General features: G+C 63.4%; 18 protein-coding genes. 8 read left to right on the top strand and 10 right to left on the bottom strand.

Annotated features, from left to right (window positions below; all coding sequences use genetic code 11):
- Positions 1-4 precede the first annotated feature (4 nt).
- A complete protein-coding gene (locus ACVILL_RS00865; RefSeq protein WP_456727403.1) occupies positions 5-574 on the top strand; it encodes a PQQ-dependent catabolism-associated CXXCW motif protein in 570 nt (189 codons plus the stop codon).
- Positions 575-606: 32 nt separating this feature from the next.
- Here the strand turns inward: ACVILL_RS00865 and ACVILL_RS00860 are convergent, their stop codons facing one another.
- From ACVILL_RS00860 to ACVILL_RS00835, 6 genes are all read right to left on the bottom strand, one after another.
- Positions 607-906: a copper-binding protein gene (locus ACVILL_RS00860; RefSeq protein ID WP_456727402.1), complete on the bottom strand. Its 300-nt coding sequence runs from the start codon at positions 904-906 to the stop codon at positions 607-609.
- 115 nt (positions 907-1,021) lie between these two features.
- Complete coding sequence (locus ACVILL_RS00855) at positions 1,022-1,639, bottom strand: hypothetical protein (protein WP_456727401.1); 618 nt, start codon at positions 1,637-1,639, stop codon at positions 1,022-1,024.
- Positions 1,636-2,484 (bottom strand): ABC transporter permease, encoded by an 849-nt coding sequence (locus tag ACVILL_RS00850; protein ID WP_456727400.1) that lies wholly within the window; start codon positions 2,482-2,484, stop codon positions 1,636-1,638. Before ACVILL_RS00850 ends, ACVILL_RS00855 begins: the two co-directional genes overlap by 4 nt.
- Positions 2,481-3,296 (bottom strand): ABC transporter ATP-binding protein, encoded by an 816-nt coding sequence (locus ACVILL_RS00845; RefSeq protein ID WP_456727399.1) that lies wholly within the window; start codon positions 3,294-3,296, stop codon positions 2,481-2,483. Before ACVILL_RS00845 ends, ACVILL_RS00850 begins: the two co-directional genes overlap by 4 nt.
- A complete protein-coding gene (locus ACVILL_RS00840; protein ID WP_456727398.1) occupies positions 3,293-4,270 on the bottom strand; it encodes a YVTN family beta-propeller repeat protein in 978 nt (325 codons plus the stop codon). The genes ACVILL_RS00845 and ACVILL_RS00840 overlap by 4 nt, the downstream gene beginning before the upstream one ends.
- A 5-nt stretch (positions 4,271-4,275) precedes the next feature.
- Positions 4,276-5,457: an ABC transporter substrate-binding protein gene (locus ACVILL_RS00835; protein WP_456727397.1), complete on the bottom strand. Its 1,182-nt coding sequence runs from the start codon at positions 5,455-5,457 to the stop codon at positions 4,276-4,278.
- Positions 5,458-5,604: 147 nt separating this feature from the next.
- Here ACVILL_RS00835 and ACVILL_RS00830 point away from each other — a divergent pair, with 147 nt between their 5' ends.
- Positions 5,605-6,120: a DUF3280 domain-containing protein gene (locus ACVILL_RS00830; protein WP_456727396.1), complete on the top strand. Its 516-nt coding sequence runs from the start codon at positions 5,605-5,607 to the stop codon at positions 6,118-6,120.
- Positions 6,121-6,278: 158 nt separating this feature from the next.
- On the opposite strand, the gene fghA is transcribed toward ACVILL_RS00830, so the two are convergent.
- Positions 6,279-7,124 (bottom strand): S-formylglutathione hydrolase, encoded by an 846-nt coding sequence (gene fghA / locus ACVILL_RS00825; RefSeq protein WP_456727395.1) that lies wholly within the window; start codon positions 7,122-7,124, stop codon positions 6,279-6,281.
- 24 nt (positions 7,125-7,148) lie between these two features.
- A complete protein-coding gene (locus tag ACVILL_RS00820) occupies positions 7,149-7,769 on the bottom strand; it encodes a response regulator transcription factor (protein WP_146987533.1) in 621 nt (206 codons plus the stop codon).
- A 180-nt stretch (positions 7,770-7,949) separates the two neighbouring features.
- Here ACVILL_RS00820 and ACVILL_RS00815 point away from each other — a divergent pair, with 180 nt between their 5' ends.
- A complete protein-coding gene (locus tag ACVILL_RS00815; protein ID WP_456727394.1) occupies positions 7,950-9,323 on the top strand; it encodes a histidine kinase in 1,374 nt (457 codons plus the stop codon).
- On the opposite strand, the gene ACVILL_RS00810 is transcribed toward ACVILL_RS00815, so the two are convergent.
- Together ACVILL_RS00810 and ACVILL_RS00805 are read right to left on the bottom strand one after the other, a co-directional pair.
- The gene (locus ACVILL_RS00810; protein ID WP_456727393.1) at positions 9,304-9,699 is read right to left on the bottom strand and encodes a YkvA family protein; all 396 of its coding nucleotides are present in this window, start codon (positions 9,697-9,699) and stop codon (positions 9,304-9,306) included. The two genes, ACVILL_RS00815 and ACVILL_RS00810, sit on opposite strands and share 20 nt — an antisense overlap.
- 30 nt (positions 9,700-9,729) lie before the next feature.
- The gene (locus ACVILL_RS00805; protein ID WP_456727392.1) at positions 9,730-10,704 is read right to left on the bottom strand and encodes a helix-turn-helix domain-containing protein; all 975 of its coding nucleotides are present in this window, start codon (positions 10,702-10,704) and stop codon (positions 9,730-9,732) included.
- 418 nt (positions 10,705-11,122) lie between these two features.
- On the opposite strand from ACVILL_RS00805, the gene xoxF5 reads away from it, so the two are divergent.
- From xoxF5 to ACVILL_RS00780, 5 genes are all read left to right on the top strand, one after another.
- Positions 11,123-12,928, top strand: a complete 1,806-nt coding sequence (gene xoxF5 / locus ACVILL_RS00800; protein ID WP_456727391.1) for a lanthanide-dependent methanol dehydrogenase XoxF5 — start codon at positions 11,123-11,125, stop codon at positions 12,926-12,928.
- Between the two features lie 122 nt (positions 12,929-13,050).
- Positions 13,051-13,533: a c-type cytochrome, methanol metabolism-related gene (locus ACVILL_RS00795; protein ID WP_456734136.1), complete on the top strand. Its 483-nt coding sequence runs from the start codon at positions 13,051-13,053 to the stop codon at positions 13,531-13,533.
- Between the two features lie 49 nt (positions 13,534-13,582).
- Positions 13,583-14,692 carry an S-(hydroxymethyl)glutathione dehydrogenase/class III alcohol dehydrogenase gene (locus ACVILL_RS00790; protein WP_074125487.1) on the top strand — a complete coding sequence of 370 codons (1,110 nt, stop codon included), beginning with the start codon at positions 13,583-13,585 and terminating at the stop codon, positions 14,690-14,692.
- A 33-nt stretch (positions 14,693-14,725) separates the two neighbouring features.
- Complete coding sequence (gene gfa, locus ACVILL_RS00785) at positions 14,726-15,289, top strand: S-(hydroxymethyl)glutathione synthase (protein ID WP_456727390.1); 564 nt, start codon at positions 14,726-14,728, stop codon at positions 15,287-15,289.
- Between the two features lie 135 nt (positions 15,290-15,424).
- Entirely contained in the window at positions 15,425-15,700 is a 276-nt protein-coding gene (locus ACVILL_RS00780; protein WP_456727389.1) for a hypothetical protein, read from the top strand.
- The last annotated feature ends 17 nt before the right edge of the window (positions 15,701-15,717 follow it).

Raw genomic sequence — 15,717 nt, 5'->3', positions numbered from 1 at the left:
CGCCATGATCAGGCTCGCGGCCATGCTCGCGGTGATGTTTGTCGCCGCTTCGCCGGTCCGTGCGCAGGACAAGCCCGCAGAGCCCGAAGGTTATCGCACCGAGGATTATCGCGCGCCGGTGCCGGCTACGCTTGCCGGCGCACGGGTGCTCTCGACCGCGGAAGCAGAAGCGATCTGGCGCGACAAGTCCGGGGCCTTCATCGACGTGTTGCCGCGCGCGCCGAAGCCGGCGAACCTGCCCGCCGGTACGGTGTGGCGCGATCGGCCGCATTCCAACATTCCCGGCAGCATCTGGCTGCCCGACACCGGTTACGGCAAGCTCGCTGCGGCGACGGAGGACTATCTGAGGCGCGGGCTTGCCCACGCCTCCGATGGAGACACCGCGAGGTTGCTGGTGATCTATTGCCAGGAGGACTGCTGGATGTCCTGGAACGCCGCCAAGCGGGTAATGTCCTACGGCTATCGCAATGTCGCGTGGTATCCGGATGGAATCGATGGCTGGGAGCGTGACCTGCTTCCGCTCGCAGCCGCTGAACCCGAGCCGCGCCCAACGGAGGGAAGCGAGGAGAAATGATCCTCCTCGCGTTCACGCGCGTCCGCGAGCAATCACGGTTTCTGCTTCTCGAGCTTGTCGACCGTCTTGCTGCCATTGCCCTCGGTGGCGGAGAAGGACACCTTGTCCCCAGCGTGGAGCTCTTCGAGCGACTGTCCCTTGGGCACCTTGTATTCCTGAATCGCGCCGCCGGCCGCGCCCACCGTGCCGCCTTGCGTCTGCTGGATGGAGATGGTTCCACTCAATCGGTCAATCTTGGTGACTGTTCCCGACATGGGTTGCTGGGCCAAAGCCGCTGTGGTGATCAGGCTCGCGGCGGCGAGGCTGGTCATGACGATCTTGGCTGCTCTCATCGTGGTCTCCCAACTTCAGATATAGTTTGAGTCAACGAGCGGGCAGCGCAGTTTGTTCCGGATCGGCTCGGCCCTGGCGGTAGGTTATTCATCCCGGGGCGATCGGTCGCAGGCCTCAATCCAGCTCCTGCTGGATGGTGCGGCCCAGCGCGAACAGGCGCTGGTCGATCGCGGTCGGCACCTCGCAGACGAATTTCACCACGCGCCCGCGGTCCTCGAAGATCCGCGTCTCCCAGACTAGCTGGTTGCCGAGTTCATCGACCTTGGCCTGGTCCGGGGGCGTGGCGTCCTGCAGCGCCTGCAGTTTGATCGTGTCGTCGCGGATCTTTTCCGCCGCCTCGCGCTGCTTGCGCATCACGCGCTCGAGCCCGTTCATGACCGAGGCGCGCTGCCCGTTGAGCGTATCGAACAGGCCCGCGAACAGCAGTTTTCCCGCATTGGCCTTGTCGGCCGCGGCAGCGGACAGGAATTCGGTGATCTGCTTCTGGGCATCCTCCAGCGGCACGCGGCGCGCCGCGAGCCTGGTGGCGAGGGCGCTGATCTTCGGATCGTCCTTCCATCTGGTCTCGGCATCGCCGAGCGGCGGCCCGGCCCAGACCGCGGCAAGCGAGATTTCCGGCACCTTGGCCTGCTGGCACGGCCAGTCGGGATAGCGCGGGTCGGCGCCGAACGCGACCTGGTTCGACAGAACCATCGCGAGCAGCGTGCCCAGTCCTGAACGCCAGCCTGTCATGCCTCGCCTCCGCCGGGTCCGCGGCGCACCAAGCCGCGCGATGGATCGTAAGCCAGGATCGCGCCGATCATGAACACCACCGTGCAGCCGCCGACCACCGCGAGCGAAACCCAGTTCATCTTGCCATACAGCGCAAATCGGATCAGCTCCACCGCATGCGTGAACGGATTGCACTGGCAGACATAGTACAGCATCGGGCTGCCTTCCTGCACCCGCCAGAGCGGGTAGAGGGCCGACGATGCAAAGAACATCGGGAAGATCACAAAGTTCATCACGCCGGCGAAATTCTCGAGCTGCTTGATGCTGGCCGAGATCAGCATGCCCAACGCGCCGAGCATCAGGCCCGACAGCACCAGCGCCGGGAGCACGGTGAGGTAGCCGACGGTCGGCGGCGTGATGTCCCAGAACCACGCTATCAGCAGGAACGCGTAGACCTGGAGCAGCGACACTGCTGTGCCGGCGAGCAGCTTGCAGAACAGGAGATATCCGCGCGGCAACGGGCTGACCAGCAGCGTGCGCATGTTGCCCATCTCGCGGTCATAGACCATCGACAGCGAGGATTGCATGCCGTTGAACAGCTGGATCATCGCCATCAGGCCGGGCGCGATATAGACCTCGTAGAGGATGTAGGTCTCATAGGGCGGGATGATCGAGATACCGAGCACCTGACGGAAGCCGGCCGCGAAGATGAACAGCCAGACCAGCGGCCTGACCAGCGCCGATACGAATCGCTCGCGCTGATGCAGGAAGCGCAGCGCCTCGCGCCATACGATGCCGTTCAGGCAGACGATGTATTCCGACAGCGAGAAGCCGCTTCGCTCGGGCGTGACCGTCGTGCTGCTCATGTTGGCGGTTTTCCGGTGAGGGTTGCCGTTCCGGTCAGGCGCATGAACGCGGTGTTGACGTCCTGGGCGCCGGCGTCGGCGATCACGCGCGACATCGGGCCGTGCGCCAGCATCCGGCCCTGATGCAGCACGACGAGGTCGTCGCCCGGCATGATCTCGTCGAACAGATGCGTCGCCCAGAGCACGCCGATGCCCTGTTCGGTGACGAGCTGGCGGACATGGTCGAGGATGTCGGCGCGCGCCTTGACGTCGAGCCCAACGGTCGCCTCGTCGAGCAGCAACAGCCGCGGACGGTGCAGCAGCGCACGGGCGATCTCGAGCCGTCGCATCTGGCCGCCCGAGAGGTCGCGGACCTTGCTGCCGGCGCGGTCGGCAAGGCCGATGCGGCCGAGCACCTCGGCACTGCGCAGCCGTGCTTCGCGCCTGGAGATGCCGTGCAGCGCGGCGTGATAGAGCAGGTTCTGCGTCAGCGAGAGATCGAGATCAAGCGTTCGCGGCTGGAACACGACGCCCATCAGCCGCAGCGCTTCACCGGGCGTCCGGCTGATGTCGTGACCGAAGATCTTGATCTGGCCGTTCTGGATGCCGAACAGCCGCGTCACCAGCGAGAACAGCGTGCTCTTGCCGGCGCCGTTAAGGCCCAGCAATGCGGTGAAGCTCGCAGGCTGAACCGTGAAGTTGACATCGATCAGGGCGCGCCGCGGACCGTAGCTGTGGCTGACATTGCCGATCGACAGTGCCGGTTGCACGGCCGCGACAGGGCCTGCATTTGGCGACGGCTGGTTCGCGATATGGGCGTCGGTTGCGGTCATGGCTGCGCGATCGTGATCCCCCAGGGCAGTTCGCCGACCTGAATGGTCTTGATCACCTTCTGGGACGCAACGTCGATCACCGACACATCGTTCGAGACGCCGTTGGTCACCATCAGATATTTTTCGTCCGGGGTGAAATCCATGTGCCAGACCCGCTGGCCGACCAATAGATATTTGAGCACCTTGTGGGTCGCGCCATCGACCACCGCGACGCGGTTGGCGGGCCCGAGCGCGATGAACGCGGTCTTGCCGTCCTTGGTCATACCGATGCCGACCGGCTGGATCGCCTCGTTGCGCAGGCCCGGGATTTCGAAGGTGATCTTGCCGGTCACCTCGCGCTTGGCCGGATCGATGATCGATACCGTGCCGCCGATCTCGGAGGAGACCCACAATTCAGAGCCATCGCGCTTGAACTGGGCGAAGCGCGGCCGCGAATCGACCAGCACATTGGCGACGATCTGGCGCGTCGTGGTGTCGATGAAATGCGCCATGTTGGTGGTTTCGGACGTGTTGATCAGGGTCTTGCCGTCCGGGCTGATCGTCATGCCCTCGGGCTCGACGCCGACCTGAATGTCGCCAATCCGGGCGCGCTTCTCGAGATCGATCACGGTGACCGTGTTGTCGTTCTCGTTGGCGACATACATGGTCTTGCCGGCGGCGTCCTGGGTGAACAATTCGGGGTCGGGGCCGGAGGGTAGGGTGTCGACGATCTCCTGGGTCTTGGTGTCGATCACCTGGATCGTGTCGTCGTCGCCGACCGCGACCATTACGAACTTGCCGTCGCGCGAGAATTCGATGCCGCGCGGCCGCTGGCCGACCTTGATGGTTTTCGTCACCGTCCAGCTATTGGTGTCGATCACGGTGACAGTGTTGCCCTTCTCGTTGGAGACGTAGGCAACGAAGGCGGACGCCGGTGTCGCGGCAAGCCAAATGAGCATCCCGGTCAACAGACAGCGGCGCCACATGCGTTTCATCTCCCTCACTGCAGCTTGCACTTCGTTTCGGGCCGGTCAACTCCGAGGGTGTCGAGTTCGGATACCTGATGCAGGAAACCTTCCTGCGGCGAGACCGAAACGACCATACGACCATCGGCCAGCAGGATCGGCTGGCGGAGCTGCCAATTCCAGTCGCGCAGGGTCAATCGCGTGCCCTTGAAGGCGGCGATCGAGAAATCCTTGCTCTTGAGGAAGGCGATGACCTTCTTGGGATCCCCCGAATTGGTGCGTGACGTGGCTTCCCCGATCATCCGCGCCGCGGTCCAGGCCTGCATGTCGAGCGCGGTCATGCGGCGCATGTTCAGCTTGACGAAGCGATTCTGGATCTGGACGGCGCCCCATTGGTCATGCGCGGCGTCCCAGCTGGTCGGCACCAGGCCCGCCGAACCCGCCACCGGGCGCGGATCCCAGGTCCGGTAGGGCAGATAGTTCGCGAACACCTCGCTCTCGTCGGCGGCGACGAGCACGTCGTAGGCCGGCGCCTGCTGCGTGAACACCGGCATCTGGCGCTGGATCAGCGTCACGCCTGAGTCGGTGCGGCGCGCGCCGCCGGTATCCTCGAATGTGCGTTCCTGGACGATCTTGGCGCCGAACCGCGTGGCGGCGCGGCGCAGCGCGTCGGCGTAGAGCTTGTCCTGATCATGCGAGCCGGTCACCAGCAGCCAGCGCTTCCACTGCTTCCACACCAGGTACTGGCCGAGGGCGTCCGCCAGCATCGAGCGGGTCGGCGCGACATGGATGACATTGGCGCGGCAATCCTGCTCGCGCAGCCGGTCGTCGATCGCGCCCGCGTTCAGTAGCACCGTGCCGCGCTCGCGCAGCGCATCGGCGACCTTGAGCAGGGCGTCGGCGGGCAGGTCGGTGATGATGTAATCGTTGCGGCCGGCGAGATCGGTCGCGATCTTGGCGACATCGTCGCTATCCTTGACCTTGACCTCGTCGAGTGCGAAGCGCTGGTTGAGGAATTTTCCGGTCGTGTTGTTGTCCTCGATCGCAAGGCGCGCGCCGGCGATGCCGTCGTTGTCGGCAGGTTGCTCGACCAGCGAGAGCGTCGATTTGACGCCGGCACGGCCGAGATAGCCGATATGGATCTCGATGGGATCAGCTGCCAGCGCTCCGGTCGCCATCATACTGAGCGCGATCGTGCCGATCAGCCATCGGAACATAACTCCTCCCGCAGTCTTTCTTCACTCGGCATGGCTTTTGTCGAAAGCCGGTTTCCATGCTGGTGACTTGCAAGATGCCGGAATTGGCCTAGCTTGCAACCCCGCTTTTTGTCGTTGCGAGATTACAATTTCGATTGGTTCACAATCATGAGATCAGCTTTTGTCTTCGCCGTATCTTTGCTGGTGGTTTCTGCGGCGGCGGGCGCCGAACCGCCCACGCTTGCGGTATTCGATCTCGAGATGATCGACACCAGCCTGCAGGGCGAGGTGAACGGGCCGCGGACCGACGAGCAGGCGCGGCTGCTCCGAGCCGCCGATCAGGTGCGCAAGGCGCTCGCTGATTCAGGCAAGTTCCGCGTGCTCGACATCGCACCCGTCAATGTTGCGGCGCACGGCAGCAATCTTCAGGCCTGCGGCGGATGCGACGTGAAACTGGCCGGCGAGCTCGGCGCTGACCTTGCGATGACCGGCGTCGTGCAGAAGGTTTCCAACCTCATCCTCAACATCAATCTCTATCTGCGCGACGTACATAGCGGGCAGTTGGTGGCTGCGGCGAGCGCCGACATGCGCGGCAATACCAACGAATCCTGGTCGCGTGCCACCGACTACCTCGTGCGCAACCGCCTGCTGGCGCCGAACTACGGCGCGCCGCAGGCGCGGTAGCTCGCACGCACAAATGTGTGTCCGTCACCCTGAGGAGCGTGCACTTGCGCGCGTCTCGAAGGGTCGACGGCCACCGACCGGGCCGTGCATCCTTCGAGGCTCGCTTCGCTCGCGCCTCAGGATGACGGAGATGGACCGGGGCCGTCCTAAATTGTCGCTCACGCCTTCAGCCGTGCGGCGTGCCAGCGCAGGTGGTCGGCCATGAAGGTCGAGATGAAGTAGTAGCTGTGGTCGTAGCCGGGTTGACGTCGCAGGGTGAGGGGAATGTTGGCCTTCTCGCACGCCGCCTTCAACAGCTCAGGCCGCAGCTGTTCGGCGAGAAAATTATCGGCATCGCCGTAATCGACCAGCAGGTCGGAGAAGCGGGCGCCATCCTCGATCAGCGCGACGGCGTCGTGCTTGCGCCACGCCCGCTTGTTGCTGCCGAGATAGCCGCCAAGCGCCTTGGTGCCCCACGGCACCTGCGACGGCGCCACGATCGGCGCAAACGCGCTCGCCGCGCGATAACGATCGGGATGCCGCAACGCCACCGTCAGCGCGCCATGGCCGCCCATGGAGTGACCGAGGATCGACTGCCGCGCCGTGTCGACCGGGAATTGCTCGGCGATCAGTTTCGGCAATTCCTCCGTGACATAGCTCCACATCCGGTAATTGTTCGCGAACGGCTGCTCAGTCGCATCGACATAGAAGCCGGCGCCGAGGCCGAAATCGTAGGAATTGGCGGGATCGCCGGGGACGCCTTCGCCGCGCGGACTGGTGTCGGGCGCGACGAAGATCAGGCCGAGCTCGGCGCATGCCTGGCGGAATTCACCCTTCTCGGTGACGTTGGTGTGGGTGCAGGTCAGGCCCGACAGATAGGTGACGACAGGCAATCTGGCGCCGGCTGCATGTTCGGGGACAAACACCGAGAAGGTCATGTCGGTCTTGGTCTCGCGGCTCGGATGCCGATAGACACCTTGCGTGCCGCCATGCGACTTGTTCTGGGAAACCGTCTGCATTGCCATATTCCTTTGTGTTGGAGTGCTGCGTCAGGCGACGCCACTCTCGATCGCGAGGCGTACGAGCTCTGCCGAGGTGCGCACGCCAAGCTTCTGACGCATGATCGATGACGTGTTCGCGACCGTCTTGTATGACGAATGCACCAGCCAGGCGATCTCTGACAGGCTCTTGCCGGAACTGAGCAGGCGCAGGATCTCCATCTCGCGCGAGGTGAGCTTCGAAAGCGGATTCTGCGCGAAGCCCGGTCGCGCAAAGGCGACGTTGCGTGCGATTGCCGGCGGCAGATAGACGCCGCCATTGCCGACTTCGCGCACCGCCTCGACCAGATCGTTGGGATCGCCGGTCTTCGAAACGTAGCCCTTGGCGCCGATGTCGATGGCGCGGGCGGCGAACACCGGGTCGTCGTTCATGCTGAACATGATGAGGCGCGCCGATGCATCGCGGGTCAGGATCCGGCGCGCCAGTTCGAAGCCGGAGACGGTCGGCAGGTTGATGTCGATCACGCAGAGATCGGGTTTTTCCGCGACGAAAGCCCGCTCGCCGCTTTCGGCATCCGCCGCTTCGAGCAGGGTGATCTCGGGATCGTCGGCGAACACGGTGCGACAACCGGAGGCAACGATGGGATGATCATCAACGATCAGAATGCGCATGGCGTTGTTCCGCGGCCCGCTTTGATTCACTCATCGTCACATCAGTTTGCACGAAGAACACCTCGGTTCCGACCGGTTATGCACCTCGCACCGGATTGCGATAGGGTGCGATTAGATAGCCGGGCAAATTTGGCTGTCAACGATCCTCTCGGAGGAGGGATCGCGGTCGGGGGCAACGTCATGTGGCAAAAGCTATCCTTGCGCGCACGGATCAACCTGCTGCTGGCGCTGATATTGGCGCTTGGATTGGGCATCAACATCGCGCGGCTGGTGCTGGAGGCGGGACCTCGCGTTCAGGCAGAAGATCAAAGTGTTATCCGGCTGGCGCGTGAATTCGTTGCGACGATCGTGGCCGGTCTGGACGAAGCGCCGGATCCCGATGCGCGGCTCGACCAGATCGTCCAGGACCTGAGCCGGCTGCGCCACGTCAGCATCACCCGGCAGGATGGCGCGACCGCCAAATCTCCCGAGCGCGCCGAGGCCACCGGCGATTTGCGCGCCGCGCCGGAGTGGTTCGTCGCGCTGGTGCATCCCGAGCAGACCTCGGTGCGGGTGCCGATCTCGGTTCATGGCAAGGCGCAATCGCTCGTCATCACGTCGCATCCGGACGATGAGATCGCCGAGATCTGGGACGGCATCGTCACCCAGCTCGAGGTCGGCTCCGCGATCGCGGTGGTGCTGCTTCTCGTGACGATGCTGGTGGTCGGCCGCGCGCTGGCACCGCTGGAGGCGCTGTCGCAGGCGATGATCGGTATCGAGGGCGGGGACTACGAGGCACGCGTCGAGCCCGGCGGATCGCCGGAATTAGCCGCGATCTGTGCCAAACTGAACCATCTGGCGGCGACCCTGGGTGAGGCCGTGGACAGCAAGCGGCAGCTCGCCGAACGTGCCGTGTCGCTGCAGGATTCCGAACGCAAGGAGATCGCGCGCGAATTGCACGACGAGTTCGGGCCCTATCTGTTTGCGCTGCGCGCGCATGCCGGCGCGCTGACCCGGCTGTCCGAGATCGACAAGCCTGATCCCCTGGCGCTACGCAAGCATGGCAACGCCATCCTCGAACAGGTCAACGCGCTGCAGCAGTTCACCCGCCGGATCCTCGAGCGATTGCGGCCTGTGGGACTGGCCGAACTCGGACTCGCGGAGGCGCTTGGCGCGCTGGTGCGGCTGTGGAGCGAGTCGCACCCGGAGGTGGAGATCGAGAGCAGGATATCGCAGGCGCTGGGCGACACCGGCGAGATGGCCGACCTGACGATCTATCGCATCGTCCAGGAAGCGCTCACCAACGTGTTCCGCCACGCCGGCGCCACGGCGGTCGACATCACGATCGAACCTGCGGAGCGGCAGACCGGCGTGCGCGGCAACCGCGGCTGCGCGCTGGTGCGGGTTCGCGACAACGGCCGCGGCCTGCTCAGGGATCACCGGCTTGGTCGCGGTTTGACCGGCATGCAGGAACGCATCCTCGCGCTCGGAGGCTCGCTCAAGATCGACTCCAGCGACGATGGCGTGACGGTCGAGGCGCTGGTGCCGAAGGCGGCTACCGCGGCCAGTATGTGAAAGCGGCCCACGCCAGCGCGCACGCACCGGCGATCCAGAGCACGATGATCGCGATCATACCGGCCCTGCTGATCGGACGCTGCAATACGGTGCTGGCCTTGGCACGGCATTCTGCCATCACCTCGTCCGGAACGAGCGAGATGGCGAGCCAGATGCCGAGCGGCAGCAGGATCAGATCGTCGAGATAGCCGATGACCGGGATGAAATCCGGGATCAGGTCGATGGGGGACAGCGCATAGGCCGCGACGGCAACGGCGAGCGCCTTGGCGTACCAAGGTACGCGCAAATCACGCGATGCGAGATAGAGTGCGACGCTGTCCCGTTTGAGGTTGCGCGCCCAGGTCTGGATCGACGACAGCTTGATGGCGGACAGCATGGTGTGGCGCCCGCACGCTGGGCGGAAGTGTTATTCCAGCACCACGTCCACCGGTATACCACCATGCTGACCCTTGTGGACGGAGGAGGGCGCGATACCGAAATACTTCCGGAAGACGCGGCTGAAATGCGACGAGCTCGAGAAGCCCCACGAGAATGCGACATCGGTGATGGTCTTGCCGTTCTGGGATTCCAGCTCCTGCCGGCAGTTCTGCAGCCGGGCCTTCCAGATGTAGTCGCTGACCGTCATGCCGCGATCGCTGAACAGCATGTGCAGATAGCGCTTCGAGCAGCCGAGCGCCGCCGAAATGCGGTCGATGCACAGGTCGGGATCGCGCAGATGCTCGCGGATGAAGCCCTGCGCCCGCACATAGGTTGCCTCGGCGCTGCCGCGGTCGAACATCGCACCGGTCTCGCGCAGCGGCAGCAGCAAGAGGTCGATCAGCGCGTCGGCGACGCCGACCGCGTTCACCGGCGTCAGCGTCGGCGCCTCGCCGAACGCGGCGTGGACGAAATCATAGGCGATGCGTCCAGTGCCGTTGCGCGCCGACAGCTTGCACGGTGCCATCTTGGAGAGTTGGAAGCCGCGCTCCTTGAGCAGGTCCTTCGGCACGATGACAACTTCGTGACGCGTCAGGGATGGGCTGATGATCGTATGCGGACACGACACGTCGTAGGCGAAGCAGTCGCCCGGCATGATGTCGAAGTGCAGACCGTCCTGCTCGAAATGCGAGACGCCGTGGGTCTGGAAGACGATTTTGATGTAGGGATGCTCGCTCAGTTTGATGCGCGAGATGGTATGGGCGATGCGATGCTGGCTTGCCTCGATCTGGCACAATTTCAATCGCGATACCGTCGTGAAGTTGATCCGGCCCTCGAGTGAGGATCCTTCCAGCGCATCGACATCGAACTGACCGCAGAGGTCAGTGAGCGCATCCGACCAGCGCTGGATCTGCCGCTTGGGCGTCAATCCGTTCGTGCTGAGTGAATGGACTGTATCGGACATCTTTCCAGCCACCGATTCGATCCCCAACGTGACTGCTCACCGAGCTAAATCTGGCCCGGAATGATGCGCCTTCTCCCTGATTCTGAACAGCTTAGGGAGGCGGCGGGATTTCTTCCCGGTAATGTCGGGTGATCCTCCGACTTAGTTCTGGGCTCGTCAAGCGCAACCTTAGAACGCGTGATCTGGCGCTCGATATGCGCCGACCGCGATTGATGCCCTGCAACATGAAGCAGGCTTTCCTGCCCATTCGGGGCCGGGCCGCAAAAATCTGACGAAGCTTCGCTTTTGAGCAAACGGCTCTTCTCTTTTGGGCAAGTCAACAGGGTTCGAGAGGACTACGACTGAGGGACCAAAATGGAAGAAGTGGGGCCGTTTCGGCGGAAACCCTTGAGCTCTTGAACCTGGGAGGAAATCCACGATGCGCAAGCTGCTTTACGCGACTGGTCTTGGGGCCATGGCGGTGTTCGCCGTCGGAGCTGCCAATGCCAATGAAGAACTCCACAAGATGGCGCAGAACCCGAAAGACTGGGTGATGCCGACCGGCGACTACGGCAATCAGCGTTACTCGAAGCTGAATCAAATCAACGCCCAGAACGTCGGAAAGTTGCAGGTCGCCTGGACGTTTTCGACCGGCGTGCTCCGCGGCCACGAAGGCGGTCCGCTGATCATCGGCAACATGATGTACGTGCACACCCCGTTCCCAAACAAGGTCTATGCTCTTGACCTTTCCAAGGACAATCAGATCGTCTGGAAGTACGAGCCGAAGCAGGACCCGAACGTCATCCCGGTGATGTGCTGCGATACGGTCAACCGTGGTCTCGCCTATGGTGACGGCAAGATATTCCTGCACCAGGCCGACACCACGCTGGTCGCGCTCGATGCCAAGACCGGCAAGGTGGAATGGACGGCGAAGAACGGCGATCCCGGCAAGGGTGCGACCGGCACCTCCGCCCCGATGGTGATCAAGGACAAGGTCCTGATCGGTATCTCCGGCGGCGAGTTCGGCGTTCAGGCGCACATGAGCGCCTACGACATCAAGACCGGCAAGCTGGTCTGGCGCGGCTTCTCGGAAGGTCCGGATGACCAGATCCTGGTCGACGACAAGACCACCGAACTCGGCAAACCGGTCGGCAAGGATTCGAGCCTGAAGACGTGGCAAGGCGATCAGTGGAAGATCGGCGGCGGCGCGACCTGGGGCTGGATCTCCTACGACCCCGAGTTGAACCTCATCTATTACGGATCGGGCAACCCCTCGACCTGGAATCCGAAGCAGCGTCCCGGCGACAACAAGTGGTCGATGACGATCTGGGCGCGTAACCCCGATACCGGCGTCGCCAAGTGGGTCTACCAGATGACGCCGCATGACGAATGGGACTATGACGGCGTCAACGAGATGATCCTCTCGGATCAGACGGTCGACGGCAAGGCGCGCAAGCTGCTGACGCACTTCGATCGTAACGGCCTCGGTTACACCCTCGATCGCGCCACCGGCGAACTGCTGGTCGCCGAAAAGTATGATCCGAAGGTGAACTGGACCTCCGGCGTCGACATGAAGAAGGACTCTCCGACCTATGGTCGTCCGAAGGTTCTTGACGCAGCGTCGACCGACAAGGCCGGTGAGGACCACAACGTCAAGGGCATCTGCCCGGCGGCGCTGGGTTCAAAGGACGAGCAGCCGGCGGCCTACTCGCCGGATACCCAGCTGTTCTACGTACCGACCAACCACGTCTGCATGGACTACGAGCCGTTCAAGGTGAGCTACACCGCAGGTCAGCCCTATGTCGGCGCGACGCTGTCGATGTATCCGCCTCCCGGTGAGACCAACATGGGCAACTTCATTGCCTGGGACGGCAAGACCGGCAAGATCGTGTGGTCGAACAAGGAGCAGTTCTCGGTCTGGTCGGGTGCGCTCGCGACCGCCGGCGGCGTGGTGTTCTACGGCACGCTGGAAGGCTACCTGAAGGCTGTCGACGCCAAGACGGGCAAGGAGCTCTACAAGTTCAAGACCCCGTCCGGCATCATCGGCAACGTCACCACCTATGAACATGGTGGCAAGCAGTACGTCGCCATTCTGTCGGGTGTTGGCGGTTGGGCAGGCATCGGCCTCGCGGCTGGTCTGACTGATCCGACGGCCGGTCTCGGTGCAGTCGGTGGCTATGCCGCGCTGAGCAACTACACCGCACTCGGTGGAACGCTCACCGTGTTCTCGCTGCCGCAGCAGTGAGCTGAACGAACCTCGTTCCGGCGCATGGACCAACTCCATGCGCCGGTCCGTCTTCAATCGCACGCGAGGATATGCTTTTGCGTAAGATCTGGTTTGTGACTGCTGCGATCTTTGTCGTGGCAATGGGCGGAGTTGCCTTCGCCGAGGACGTGGGTGATCCAACCGCCGTCAAATCCGAGGACGGCAAGTATCTCGACAAGGATGGAAACCCGACGTTCAAGGTTGCGTCCGACGGCACGGTGGACTGGTACACCTACTCCGGCTACCGCCGCTATCACTCGGAGTGCCACGTCTGCCACGGACCCGATGGAATGGGATCGACATATGCACCGGCGTTGAAGGATTCGCTGAAGTCCATGAGCTACGCGGATTTCATGGGTGTGGTCGCGAGCGGGCGCAAGAACGTGTCTACGTCGCAGGAAAACGTGATGCCGGCGTTCGGCGATAACCCGAACGTTGCCTGCTACATGGACGACCTCTATGTGTACCTGCGCGCCCGCGCCAATGACGCGGTTGGGCGTGTTCGGCCGGCCAAGCACGAAGACAAGTCGGAAGCTTACGGCAAGGCCGAAGATGCCTGCATGGGCACCAACGACAAGAAGTGAGCGTGTCCGGCGCGAACGACAAACCTGTTTGATGTTAGTGGAGACCAAGATGAAGACCCGCGCCGCAGTCGCATTCGAAGCAAAGAAGCCGCTTGAGATCGTCGAGCTCGATCTGGAAGGCCCCAAGGCCGGCGAGGTCCTTGTCGAGATCAAGGCGACGGGCATCTGCCACACCGACGCCTACACGCTCGACGGCTTCGACAGCGAAGGCATCTTCCCCTCGATCCTGGGTCACGAAGGGGCCGGCATCGTTCGCGAGGTCGGCGCCGGCGTGACGTCGGTGAAGCCGGGCGATCATGTGATCCCGCTCTACACGCCCGAATGCCGGCAGTGCAAAAGCTGCCTCAGCCAGAAGACCAATCTCTGCACCGCGATCCGCGCGACGCAAGGCAAGGGCGTGATGCCCGATGGCACCTCGCGCTTCAGCTACAAGGGCAAGACGGTGTTCCACTACATGGGCTGCTCGACCTTCTCGAACTTCACCGTGCTGCCCGAGATCGCGGTGGCGAAGATTCGCGAGGACGCGCCGTTCGACAAGAGCTGCTACATCGGCTGCGGCGTCACCACCGGCGTCGGTGCGGTCGTCAACACCGCCAAGGTGACGCCGGGCGCCAACGTCGTCGTGTTCGGCCTCGGCGGCATCGGCCTCAACGTGATCCAGGGCGCCAAGATGGTCGGTGCCGACAAGATCATCGGCGTCGACATCAACGACTCCAAGGAAGCGTGGGGCAAACAGTTCGGCATGACCCATTTCGTCAACCCGACCAAGGTTTCCGGTGACATCGTCCAGCACCTGGTCGGCCTGACCGACGGCGGCGCCGACTATACGTTCGACTGCACCGGCAACACCAACGTGATGCGCCAGGCGCTGGAAGCCTGCCACCGCGGTTGGGGCGTCTCGGTCGTGATCGGCGTCGCGGAATCCGGCAAGGAGATCGCGACCCGGCCGTTCCAGCTCGTCACCGGACGTGTCTGGAAGGGCACCGCCTTCGGCGGCGCGCGCGGCCGCACCGACGTGCCGAAGATCGTCGACTGGTACATGAACGGAAAGATCCAGATCGATCCGATGATCACCCATGTGCTGAAGCTCGACGAGATCAACAAGGGCTTCGACCTGATGCACGAGGGAAAATCGATCCGTTCGGTCGTCGTATTCTGAAACCAAAACACCAAGCACTAGGAGGATAGGTCAATGACTGTTCATATCCACCCGTCAGTCGACAATGGCGTCAAACAAGGCTCCGGCGCCTTTGCCGGCGGCACGCTGGTCTGCAAATGCGCGGACAAGAAGGTCAAGGTCGGTATCAAGGGCGACGTCGCCCACAACCACGCCTGCGGCTGCACCAAATGCTGGAAGCCTTCGGGCGCCACCTTCTCGGTGGTCGCGGTCGTTCCGCGCGAGAACGTGACCGTGCTGGAGAACGGCGACAAGCTGAAGATCGTCGATGCCGCCGCCGTGATCCAGCGCCATGCCTGCACGGGATGCGGGACGCACATGTACGGCCGGATCGAGAACAAGGGCCACCCGTTCTATGGCCTCGACTTCATCCATCCCGAGCTGTTCCAGGAGTCCGGCTCGGCCGCTCCGGGATTTGCCGCATTCGTGTCCTCGGTGATCGAGTCCGGCGTCAAGCCGGCGGACATGGCCGGGATCAGGTCGCGGCTGAAGGAGCTTGGGCTCGAGCCCTATGACTGCCTGTCGCCGCCGCTGATGGACGCGATCGCCACCCACGTGGCGAAGTCCAAAGCGGCCTGACACGGACGGCCTGACAAAGGCGGGCTGACCGGTTCGCCTGACGAGATCCTGCGCCGGCAGAGGGCCTGCCGGCGACGGATAGCTGGTAGTACCCGTGACCTTGAACCTTGCATGCCCTGCGGGCGACCACAGGGCATGCATTTTATTGTCCGCCTTGTTCTCATCCTGTCCCCGATCCTGCTCCCTTCGCAGGCGCGCGCCGCGTCGCCGGAAGACCGCTACATCGCGACGCGTGACGCCGCGATCGCCAAGTTCGCCAAGCTGTCGAACGACAACAAGATCAACGAGGCCGTCGACAAGGCCGAGGCGGCGGCGCGCGACGAGCTGAAGGGGCAACTCACCGTGATCCTGTCCCAGCCAGTCCGGCCGGGCTTCGCGCCCCGCCCAGCTCAACCTCGACACTCTATATAAAGGCGATATGGGGTTCG

The sequence above is a fragment of the Bradyrhizobium sp. USDA 3364 genome (genome assembly GCF_054056355.1).
This window is presented reverse-complemented; position numbering and strand designations above follow the sequence as displayed.

What these genes read in the sequence shown, in the direction of transcription:
- ACVILL_RS00865 (WP_456727403.1), top strand. Translation starts at nt 5, where the DNA reads ATGATCAGGCTCGCGGCCATGCTCGCGGTGATGTTTGTCGCCGCTTCG.
- ACVILL_RS00860 (WP_456727402.1), bottom strand. Translation starts at nt 906, where the DNA reads ATGAGAGCAGCCAAGATCGTCATGACCAGCCTCGCCGCCGCGAGCCTG.
- ACVILL_RS00855 (WP_456727401.1), bottom strand. Translation starts at nt 1,639, where the DNA reads ATGACAGGCTGGCGTTCAGGACTGGGCACGCTGCTCGCGATGGTTCTG.
- ACVILL_RS00850 (WP_456727400.1), bottom strand. Translation starts at nt 2,484, where the DNA reads ATGAGCAGCACGACGGTCACGCCCGAGCGAAGCGGCTTCTCGCTGTCG.
- ACVILL_RS00845 (WP_456727399.1), bottom strand. Translation starts at nt 3,296, where the DNA reads ATGACCGCAACCGACGCCCATATCGCGAACCAGCCGTCGCCAAATGCA.
- ACVILL_RS00840 (WP_456727398.1), bottom strand. Translation starts at nt 4,270, where the DNA reads ATGAAACGCATGTGGCGCCGCTGTCTGTTGACCGGGATGCTCATTTGG.
- ACVILL_RS00835 (WP_456727397.1), bottom strand. Translation starts at nt 5,457, where the DNA reads ATGTTCCGATGGCTGATCGGCACGATCGCGCTCAGTATGATGGCGACC.
- ACVILL_RS00830 (WP_456727396.1), top strand. Translation starts at nt 5,605, where the DNA reads ATGAGATCAGCTTTTGTCTTCGCCGTATCTTTGCTGGTGGTTTCTGCG.
- fghA (WP_456727395.1), bottom strand. Translation starts at nt 7,124, where the DNA reads ATGGCAATGCAGACGGTTTCCCAGAACAAGTCGCATGGCGGCACGCAA.
- ACVILL_RS00820 (WP_146987533.1), bottom strand. Translation starts at nt 7,769, where the DNA reads ATGCGCATTCTGATCGTTGATGATCATCCCATCGTTGCCTCCGGTTGT.
- ACVILL_RS00815 (WP_456727394.1), top strand. Translation starts at nt 7,950, where the DNA reads ATGTGGCAAAAGCTATCCTTGCGCGCACGGATCAACCTGCTGCTGGCG.
- ACVILL_RS00810 (WP_456727393.1), bottom strand. Translation starts at nt 9,699, where the DNA reads ATGCTGTCCGCCATCAAGCTGTCGTCGATCCAGACCTGGGCGCGCAAC.
- ACVILL_RS00805 (WP_456727392.1), bottom strand. Translation starts at nt 10,704, where the DNA reads ATGTCCGATACAGTCCATTCACTCAGCACGAACGGATTGACGCCCAAG.
- xoxF5 (WP_456727391.1), top strand. Translation starts at nt 11,123, where the DNA reads ATGCGCAAGCTGCTTTACGCGACTGGTCTTGGGGCCATGGCGGTGTTC.
- ACVILL_RS00795 (WP_456734136.1), top strand. Translation starts at nt 13,051, where the DNA reads ATGGGCGGAGTTGCCTTCGCCGAGGACGTGGGTGATCCAACCGCCGTC.
- ACVILL_RS00790 (WP_074125487.1), top strand. Translation starts at nt 13,583, where the DNA reads ATGAAGACCCGCGCCGCAGTCGCATTCGAAGCAAAGAAGCCGCTTGAG.
- gfa (WP_456727390.1), top strand. Translation starts at nt 14,726, where the DNA reads ATGACTGTTCATATCCACCCGTCAGTCGACAATGGCGTCAAACAAGGC.
- ACVILL_RS00780 (WP_456727389.1), top strand. Translation starts at nt 15,425, where the DNA reads ATGCATTTTATTGTCCGCCTTGTTCTCATCCTGTCCCCGATCCTGCTC.